The sequence below is a fragment of the Micromonospora sp. NPDC047753 genome (genome assembly GCF_040642735.1).
Taxonomy (GTDB): domain Bacteria; phylum Actinomycetota; class Actinomycetes; order Mycobacteriales; family Micromonosporaceae; genus Micromonospora.
In genome coordinates, this window is record NZ_JBEYSL010000295.1 from 1 (window position 1) to 8,481 (window position 8,481).

Consider the following 8,481-nt stretch of genomic DNA (forward strand, 5'->3'; position numbering starts at 1 on the left):
GCACCGGCCGACCCGGCCGGTGCCCACGACGCTCAGCGACCGCAGACGGTGTCCAACGCCTTCAGCGGCGGGTCGAGATCCGGCGCCTCGACCTCGGTGGCCTTCGGACCGGCCAGGTGCTTCTCCACCCCGGCGGCCAGGGTCTCCAACGCGGTGCGCACCTGCGGATCGGCAGCGGTTGGCGCCGCCGTCTTGAGGTCCCGCAACAGCGCCGTGTAGTGGCCGCGAACCTTCGCGCCCGCCTCCTTGGCGCTGACCGGCTTGTCGATCGCGGCGATCGCATCGTCAGCCATCGCGACGTAGTGCTTCTTCACAAAAACGAGACTGGCGTCGCAGACCTGCTTGCTGTTCGCCGCCACGTCGACGGTCGGGCTCGGCGCCACGGTCGGCGACGGCGGGACGGCGGCCCCAGCATTCTCCTTCTCGGCAGGCTGGCAGCCCACAACGAGGCCGACTGCCGCGACCAGGCCAACCACAATACGGACAGGCTTACTCGTCAAGGTGTTCCCCCGTGGTGATGTGCGGCCCCGCCGTTCGCGGTGAACGGGCAGTGGCCGGAGCGCACCACTGTAGACACCGCCCACCGATGACGCTGACCAGTTTCACCCGCGGCCCGCCCGGCATGAGACGTTGAACCTGAACCCCACCACCGACAACCCCAGCGAGGACTCCCGATGAACCTGGCGTTCGACCACACGGCGGAGACCGGACCAGCGGTGGTGTGCCTCCCCATGTTCAGCATGAGCCGCGCCGCCACGGCCGCCGCCTTCCACCCCGCCCTCGCCGGCACCGGCCTACGAGAGATCTACCTGGACCTACCCGGCCACGGAGACACCCCCGCACACTGCCCACCCACCTCCCAGGCAGTGCTGGACACCGTCTGCGCCTGGCTCGACCACCACCTCGACACGCCAGTCCTGCTCGCCGGCGGCTCCTACGGCGCGTACCTGGCCGCCGGCATCGCCCGCCAACGACCCGACCTCGTCCGCGGCCTGCTCCTCATCTGCCCCGGAGTCACCATCGCCCGCCACAGCCGCACCCTGCCCGACGACCCACCACTCGACGCACCCACGGGCTGGCTCGACGCCGCTCCCACCGAACTGCACCCACATCTGGACGCCGCCCTGGGTCACCGCACCCCAGGGGTCGTCGCGACGGTGCTCACCGCACTGAACTCCGGCGGCCCCGGTGACCCGACATTCCAACAGGAGTTGCAGAGCGGCCCCGACTACGCGCTACCCGACGAGAACACCGAGGTCGTCTTCGACAGCCCGGTCAGCGTGATCACCGGCCGGCAGGACCACATCGTCGGGTACGCCGACCAGTTCCACGCCATGCGCCACTACCCGCGTGGCACCTACACCGTGATCGACGCGGCCGGGCACTACCTGCCGTACGAACAACCCGCTCTGCTGCGCTCGCTCACGCAGGACTGGCTGCGCCGTTCGCACAGCTGACAGCCCGAGCTGGGGGAGCGGACCTTGTCCGGCTATCTACGCGGTCCCTGACGTGTTTCACTGCGATCCGCGAGTGGTGCTCGGTCACCCCGAAAGGCCACCGTCAACTGATCCAAGCCCATCGAGCCCAACTCCAGCGCCTGACGATGGAACGCGCGCCGGTCGCCAGGGAAGGACGAACGGCCGGCCAGCCACACGCGCTCACCCACCTTGTAGGCCAACGCCTGCCCAGGCCGACCCAGGTAACGCGCAAGCTCGGCGGACGCGTAGGACCCCTGATGGCAGCGATTCCGCAACAGCGTCAGCGCCGCGTCCGCCGTCCACACGGCTCCATCGCCGAAGGGCATCGCCAGCCGCAGGTGCAGGCCGATGTCGAGCACGACCCGCGCGGCGCGCAGAAGCTGCATGTACAGGTACCCCAATCGAGCACCTGGCTGCTCATACAGCCCGAACTCGTCCATGAATCGCTCGGCATACAGTGCCCAGCCCTCCTGACTCCCGGAGAGGCCGCCGAGCAGGTTCAGCCGCTGCCCGAGGCCTCCCCGGCAGGCTTCCGCGCCGAGGTGGAGGTGATGGCCGGGAACCCCCTCGTGAAAGGCGGTGCTGTAGGCGTACCAGGTAGGGAATGTCGCTGCCCCCTCCGGGACCGACCACCAGACCCGACCCGGCCGCGCTAGGTCCCGTGACGGCCCTGTGTAGGCAATGCCGGACGACGTGGTCAACCGCGACTCGATGCGCCGCAGCGGGGTGGGGATGTCGAAGTAGACACCGTCCAACCTCTCGGTAGTCGACTCCAACAGATCCTGCAGCCACGCAGCGAACGCCTCCCTACTGTGCAGCGTGCCAGGTGCGTCGGGACTGTTGAGCCGGGCGAGCACCTCCGACACGCTCCCGCCCAGGGCCTCCGCCTCAGCGAGAAGCTCTGCCTCTGTCGCTCGGAACTCCTCCCAACCCCACTCGTACAGCTCGCGCAGGTCAGGTTGGGCCGCGAGGAAGGTACGCACCCAGAGCGCATACCGCTGCTGACCGAACGCCTCCTCCTCAACTGCCCGCGGTGCCAGGTCGACGGTCAGCCTCTCGGCGAGCTTCTGGTACGCCGCTCGCGAGCCCGCTGCCGCGGCTTGCAACGACGCCCGCTGACGCCCCTCGCCGTAGCGATCCACCAGGGCAGCATCGTCGTCAGTCCAGGCACGGCAGCGCTGCGCGACGAGCTCCACCTGACGGCGCGCCGGCACATCGCCGCGCTGCGCGGCGAGTAGGAGGCTGCGGGCGTACCCGTCCAGGGCCGCAGGGATCGCGGCCATGCGTGCGCCGACACGAGCCCAGCCCTCCTCGAAGGCCGCGTTCTCGGCGTCGCGGCCGGGAACCGCGGCTTCGACGGCTTGGCGGATGAGCTGAAGGGGACCGGTGGCCGCCACGTGCAGTTCGCGCAGATCCTCTCCGGAGTCGTGAAAGGCGACACGCGTGTGCAGCCGTTCGACGAGGTGGGCGTGTAGCGGGGTCCCGGCCGGCAGTGCCTCGATCTCGCGCAGGGCGAGGGCGGCCCGCTCCGCGCGGGCCTGGTGGCCCTCGGGGCCGTAGTCGGTAAGCCCGTCGACGTCCTGTTCGCCAGCGTCGACCACCGCCGTGCAAGGGTCGAGGGTGGCCATGTCGTGCAGAAGCCGCTCCACGAAATCCCCGATCACCCGGGCAATGTTAGGGCCTTGCGCACGTTTGTCACTTCTCAGTTGACCTAGGCCACGCGGGCGGCCCTTGATCTGCAGTGGCCCAAGTTAGTGAGAATCCCGGAAGAGTCATGGCTCTCGCTATCTCGGGCCAGGTGCAAGGTTGTAGTCGCATCGTGCCCAGATCGTCACGGGGCCGGTGGTGCCCGCGCACCGTCGGCATAACGGATGCCGCCGGTTGGGGTAGCTGCCGACGACCTGTCCGATCATCGGCGGCGCGTAGCAGTACGGGACGCGCGTCTGCGAAGAATAGGTGCATTCCAGCTCCGGGCAGTCGACGACTACGTCAACCAGTCAACGGCGCTCGCGTCCGACAGTAGCGGCGGATAGTCTGATCAGATCCACCGGATGACCATGCCAGCTGACTACAGTGTGTTACCGCGACGAGGGATGGAGCGCCCGGATCGCGGCATGAGCGGATGTTGCCGACCTTACCGGCCGGCTTATCGTGAGAATTCGCCTTCGGCAGAACGTTGGGTGTCGTAATGATGTGTCGCCTCCCTCATGTATCGACACTCCGGACCGGAGTATCCGCCGCCGTCATTCCCCGCCGGCGAACTACTGCCCGGCGAGCTGGGATACGACCGGAGCGAACGTGTCGGCGAAGTCGGCGCCGATGACGAAGTAGGAGAAGCCGATTTCTTCCCGTCGCCGCTGAATCTCCTCGGCGGCGGCTCCCGGATCTTCCGGAAGCGTGACCAGCGAGTCCGCCCCGCGAGCTGCGGCAGTGTGCGTGTCGGGAGGCGCCATGTACGGCGCGACCCGGTCACCGATGACCGCCACCGCATTCGCGAGTTCGACGTCGCGGACGGCGAGCATCTCGCGTGCCAGCCGCGTGACCTCGGCCCGGGACTCATCCGGCGCCTGCACGAAGGTGACTGTGTCTGCGACCTCGGTCGCCAGCGCCCGGGCCTTCGGACCGCGGACTGCCATCGCCACCGGCGTGTGCCGGTCGGGGCCGTCGAAATCTCGCAGCCTGCGGACGGTGTCGCGGATCCGAGCCAGTCGCTCGTTCGGCGGGACGGCAGGCATTCCCTTGTCGCGGAGTTCGTCGTTGATTCCCGGCCGGCCGGTGCCGATGCCCAGCTCGAAGCGTCCGTCGGTGAGCTGCGACAGCGAGTGGGCCTCCCACGCCGTCAGCCAGGCCGGGCGTAGCGGGGAGGCGTACACCCAGGTGCCCACTCGCAGGTCGGTCAGGGCCGCGGCGGTGGCCAAAGTGGGGCTCGGCGCCGGTTGCAGCAGCGGGAAATCTGGCATCAGCAGCGTCGAGTAGCCACTATCGTCGATGCGGCGCACCCTGGCCAGCCATGTCGGCAGGTCGGTTATGAGTGGGGCAACGACCCCGAAGCGAAGCGGTCTCGTCACGCTTGGATCCCCTTTGGCTGTCGGGCGAGATTGCCTATGCCGGTCAGAAGTATGGACTACGGATCCCCCGGAGATCATCGGTGCAGCCGGGATCGTGGACACGCTGCTGCGAACGCTCCACACCTTGCCAGCCTCGCGCGTTGGCCGGCTACGACCAGAAGCCATGCAAGCGAGATTCCCTTACTCTCATCGGCAAGACCGCGCGCCCAGCATCGATTGCGCGCCCGTCACGCAAGGTGACGCGCGGATCGCGGCAGATATCCGTAAGGCCTACGCGAGGAGCGTGCAGCGTTGGCAACGACGGGTGCCGGCCGAGTCGGATAGTGCCGATCAGCAGTTATCTGCATCCGATGCTGTTGGATCGCTGTGCTGCAACCGCTCGCGTAGCCGCCGCGCTTCGCGACCGCGGTAAGCCCGCAGGACGCTTTTCAGGGTGTCGCGTACGTCCGGATCGACAAGCACGGCCAGCTCGGCCGCGCCCCGCACGGCCGCGGCTCGGCCGATGGGCGCATCAGCGGCCAGGCCGTGGCCATCATCGTTCAGCGGACTGCCCTCGCCGCCGGCATCGACGCCGCGTCGGTGTTCAGCGGCCACTCCCGCGCCGAGGCTTCGCCACGGAGGCCCGCCGGGCCGGCCACGATCAGATCCGCATCGGCCGCCACGGCGGGTGGAAGGACGGTTCCCCCACCCTGGCTGGCTACATGGAAGACGTCGACCGAGTAACCTCCAACGCTCTCACGGCCGTAGGACTATGACGAGCGGAGGAACAGCCAAGACCACCACCCACACCCGCGCCAACGGCGCCGACCTGGAGGACCGGCAACACCACGAGCCCGAGACTGAGACCGAGTCCGCCTCCGCGGATTACCAGCGGGCGCTGGGCATCGCCCAGTGACGCGGACGGTGGAGGTTGTCAGAACCCGCTGGCATGATCATGACCTCCTCCACGGAAGGAGATGAGTGAGGCTCTGCGAGATCGAAGGCTGTGACGGCAGGTTCCTCGCGCGCGGCTGGTGCCGGAAGCACTACATGCAGTGGAAGCGCACCGGAGACCCGCTGGGCACGGCGCGGAAGCCGAAGCCGACGTGCGGCGAGGGTGGCTGCGAGCGCGAGCACTATGCCAAGCAACTCTGCCATGGGCACTACCAGCTCGCCAGGAAGTGGGGCAAGAACTGGCGGGAACTGGCTCGGCCGACTCCGCAGCCACGAGCCGAGACGTGCTTCATCGACGAGTGCCCCAACCCTGTCCTGGCGGTCGGGTACTGCGGCTCCCACTACCAGCGTCTTCGGAAGTACGGCGACCCGCTGGGGTTCAGGCATCGTCCGTGGACGCCGCGCCTGAACGGAGCCGCTTGCCCCTGGTGCGGCGGGGCGGTCAACCGATCGGCCGGCAAGCACAAAGTCTTCTGTAGCTCCGGGTGCGCCGATGCGAGCTGGACCGCCGGGCCGAACGGCATCAGGCACAACATGCGCCGCCGCAGCGCCTTGGCCCGGGAGAAGGCAAACCTCATTACCGAGCGGGACCTAGCGCGACTCCTGGCGCGCCAAGGCGGCCTCTGCGCGTACTGCCGCCTCGCCGCGCCGACCAGCATCGACCACATCGTGCCGCTCAAGCTGGGCGGACGTCACAGCATCGGCAACCTCGCGTGGGCCTGCGGGTCATGCAACTCCAGCAAGAGCGACCGCCTGCTGTTCGCATGGCGAGTCACCCAGCGAACGGCGCTCGCCCTCGCCGGATAGTTCGGTAAGGGAGTGATGTCCCATGACCCCGTGCACGTCGTGGGGGGCCGTTATCAGATCGGCGAGCTCGACCACGATCAGCAGGTACGGGTGCGGGCGGATCTCCCGGTTGCTGTTCGGGATCTCAACCCGACAGCGCTCTTGCCCCCGGATCGGGGGAGGAGGAGCCGCACTCTCCGACGACCCGGCCGCATATGAGTGCCTCGACGTTCCCCTTCGGACGAAACGATCACCTGGCGGGTGACGGCCGGCCCGGCGGAGGATGAACAGTCCGTGCCCGTCACGCAGCGAAGGGGGCAGAATCCCAAGCGGGACGGGGCGCCCGCCGTGGCTCAAGTAAATGAGAAGACTCAGGAGATGGCTCAAGTTGTTGACAATGGCTCAGGACGATTGAGAAGTGACAACACCACTGGTGAAGAGCTCTGACGGCTACTCCTCGAACTCGGATGCTGATTCGATAATGCACATTATGTAAAGTAGGGGCTTTCTGGGGGTCCCCTCGCCGTTCACCGACGGGGTCAGTCGCGTGTCAGCCGGGCGGGCACGCGTCCTCGTCCGGGCCGACAATGCGCGCGTTGACCAGCGGGTTACGTCGCAGGGCCGCGAGCACCGCACCGCTGGCGCCGATGTCGGTCCAGGTGTCGTCCCACAGGGCGGAGACGAGCCAGGAGCGATCCGCCGGAAAGAACAGGTCGGGCAGCGCCCCGTTGCCGCGCATGTGACCGGCCCGCCAGTTGAGGGCCTGTTCCGGCCCGGCCTGGACCAGCACGTAGGGCCAGTCCCAGTAGAGAAACACCCTTGGGGCGTGCGGGAAGACGACGTCGTGGGCGCCGGTGTCGAGAAAGCCCAGCCACCAGGGCTGGTCCGGCGTGCACGCCACCAACTCGTTGATCACCGCGCGTTCGTGGGCGTCGAGACCGACCCCGGCGGGCGGGTGAAAGGTGCCGTACGCCTCGAACACCGGCGGGATCGCCGTGGTGACCGACAGACCCTGTGTGGTCCGTCCGGCGAGCCAGGCGACGTCGCCGGCCGTGCCGATCCGCCAGGTCCGCCCGTCCTTGCTGAAGTCCACGGGCTCCATCGGTGTCGTTGCGTCCTGCGGGTCGCGGTCGACAACGGCGGGCGACGCATATGGAGCCCACCCGGCTCGGCCAGCGGCCCGCCAACGGTGCCCCTCGCAGCAGACCAGATCTGTCGGACCGTCGATGTCCCGGTACACGATGGGCGTGCCAGGTCGACCACAGGTGGGACAGATGGCGGCGACCGACGTCATGTCGCGCACGATACGTGCTTCTTCATCGGCTCCGGCCGTGCTCGCGGCGGTCCGGAATGAGGCCGCTCTCCCCCTCGTGCACCCACTTCCCGGCAACACGAAAATCATGCATAATATCCCTTATGCATGACAAACAGGACGAATCGCTCGCGGTGCTGATCGAGGAGTTCCTGACCGCACGGGCCACCCGCAAGCCCTCCCCGCACACCCTGGCCGCGTACCGCAGGGATCTGCGAACGATCGCGGCTCTGGTCGCGGCGGATGCCACCCCTCCCCTGCCCCTGGACGCGCTGTCGATCACTGACCTCTCCCCCCGGGTGATGCGCGCGGCCTTCGCCCGGTTCGCCGCCCCCCGGGCGCCCGCGTCGGTGCATCGGGCCTGGTCCACCTGGAACAGTTTCTTCACGTTCCTGGTCGCTGACGGGTTCGTGGCGGGCAATCCGATGCCGGCGGTTGGGCGGCCTCGGGCGCTACTCCCCCAGCCGAAGCCGCTGCGCGGCGCGGACACCCCCGAGGTGCTGCTCGCGTCCGCCGCGCGGGACGACGGGCGGCAACGCGACCCGTGGCCGGAGCGGGACGTGGCGGTGTTGGCTGTGGCGCTCTGCGCCGGGCTGCGTCTGTCGGAGCTGCTGGCGTTGCGCGTCGACTCGCTCGGCGGCCGGTCCGGTGAGCGGCGGGTCGAGGTGGCGGGCAAGGGTGGGCGGCCTCGGGTGGTGCCGATCGAGGCGGATCTGGACCGGGTGCTGCGGGACTACCTGGACAGTCGGGTGCGGCGCTTCGGTTCGCGGTCGGTACGCCCCGACTCGCCGTTTCTGGTGGATCGGCGTGGTGAGCCGTTGCGCCGTGGTGGCCTGCAGTATCTCGTGGAGTCGTGTTACCGGCGGGCGGGCATCGGTGATCGGGTGCCGCGGGGTGCGCGGCT

At 68.6% G+C, this 8,481-nt stretch carries 9 protein-coding genes; 4 read left to right on the forward strand and 5 right to left on the reverse strand.

The window, feature by feature from the left end:
• Window positions 1-32: 32 nt before the first annotated feature.
• A complete protein-coding gene (locus ABZ749_RS22720) occupies window positions 33-383 on the reverse strand; it encodes a hypothetical protein (RefSeq protein WP_357230793.1) in 351 nt (116 codons plus the stop codon).
• A 291-nt stretch (window positions 384-674) separates the two neighbouring features.
• Here ABZ749_RS22720 and ABZ749_RS22725 point away from each other — a divergent pair, with 291 nt between their 5' ends.
• Window positions 675-1,457 carry an alpha/beta hydrolase gene (locus ABZ749_RS22725; protein ID WP_357230796.1) on the forward strand — a complete coding sequence of 261 codons (783 nt, stop codon included), beginning with the start codon at window positions 675-677 and terminating at the stop codon, window positions 1,455-1,457.
• Window positions 1,458-1,489: 32 nt separating this feature from the next.
• Here the strand turns inward: ABZ749_RS22725 and ABZ749_RS22730 are convergent, their stop codons facing one another.
• The 3 genes from ABZ749_RS22730 to ABZ749_RS22740 all read right to left on the reverse strand — a co-directional run bounded on the left by ABZ749_RS22730 (window position 1,490) and on the right by ABZ749_RS22740 (window position 5,140).
• Window positions 1,490-3,142: a DUF885 domain-containing protein gene (locus tag ABZ749_RS22730; RefSeq protein WP_357230799.1), complete on the reverse strand. Its 1,653-nt coding sequence runs from the start codon at window positions 3,140-3,142 to the stop codon at window positions 1,490-1,492.
• A gap of 597 nt (window positions 3,143-3,739) precedes the next feature.
• Entirely contained in the window at window positions 3,740-4,546 is an 807-nt protein-coding gene (locus ABZ749_RS22735) for an LLM class flavin-dependent oxidoreductase (RefSeq protein WP_356981128.1), read from the reverse strand.
• Between the two features lie 330 nt (window positions 4,547-4,876).
• Window positions 4,877-5,140, reverse strand: coding sequence for a hypothetical protein (locus ABZ749_RS22740; RefSeq protein WP_357230804.1), 264 nt, complete (start codon window positions 5,138-5,140; stop codon window positions 4,877-4,879).
• A gap of 157 nt (window positions 5,141-5,297) precedes the next feature.
• On the opposite strand from ABZ749_RS22740, the gene ABZ749_RS22745 reads away from it, so the two are divergent.
• Together ABZ749_RS22745 and ABZ749_RS22750 are read left to right on the forward strand one after the other, a co-directional pair.
• Window positions 5,298-5,441 carry a hypothetical protein gene (locus tag ABZ749_RS22745; protein WP_357230807.1) on the forward strand — a complete coding sequence of 48 codons (144 nt, stop codon included), beginning with the start codon at window positions 5,298-5,300 and terminating at the stop codon, window positions 5,439-5,441.
• A 65-nt stretch (window positions 5,442-5,506) separates the two neighbouring features.
• Window positions 5,507-6,286, forward strand: coding sequence for an HNH endonuclease signature motif containing protein (locus ABZ749_RS22750; RefSeq protein ID WP_357230810.1), 780 nt, complete (start codon window positions 5,507-5,509; stop codon window positions 6,284-6,286).
• A 529-nt stretch (window positions 6,287-6,815) separates the two neighbouring features.
• Here ABZ749_RS22750 and ABZ749_RS22755 read toward each other — a convergent pair.
• Window positions 6,816-7,367, reverse strand: coding sequence for a hypothetical protein (locus ABZ749_RS22755; RefSeq protein WP_357230813.1), 552 nt, complete (start codon window positions 7,365-7,367; stop codon window positions 6,816-6,818).
• A gap of 314 nt (window positions 7,368-7,681) precedes the next feature.
• Here ABZ749_RS22755 and ABZ749_RS22760 point away from each other — a divergent pair.
• Window positions 7,682-8,481, forward strand: an 800-nt coding sequence (locus ABZ749_RS22760; protein WP_357230816.1) for a tyrosine-type recombinase/integrase, incomplete at its 3' end; no start/stop codon positions are given.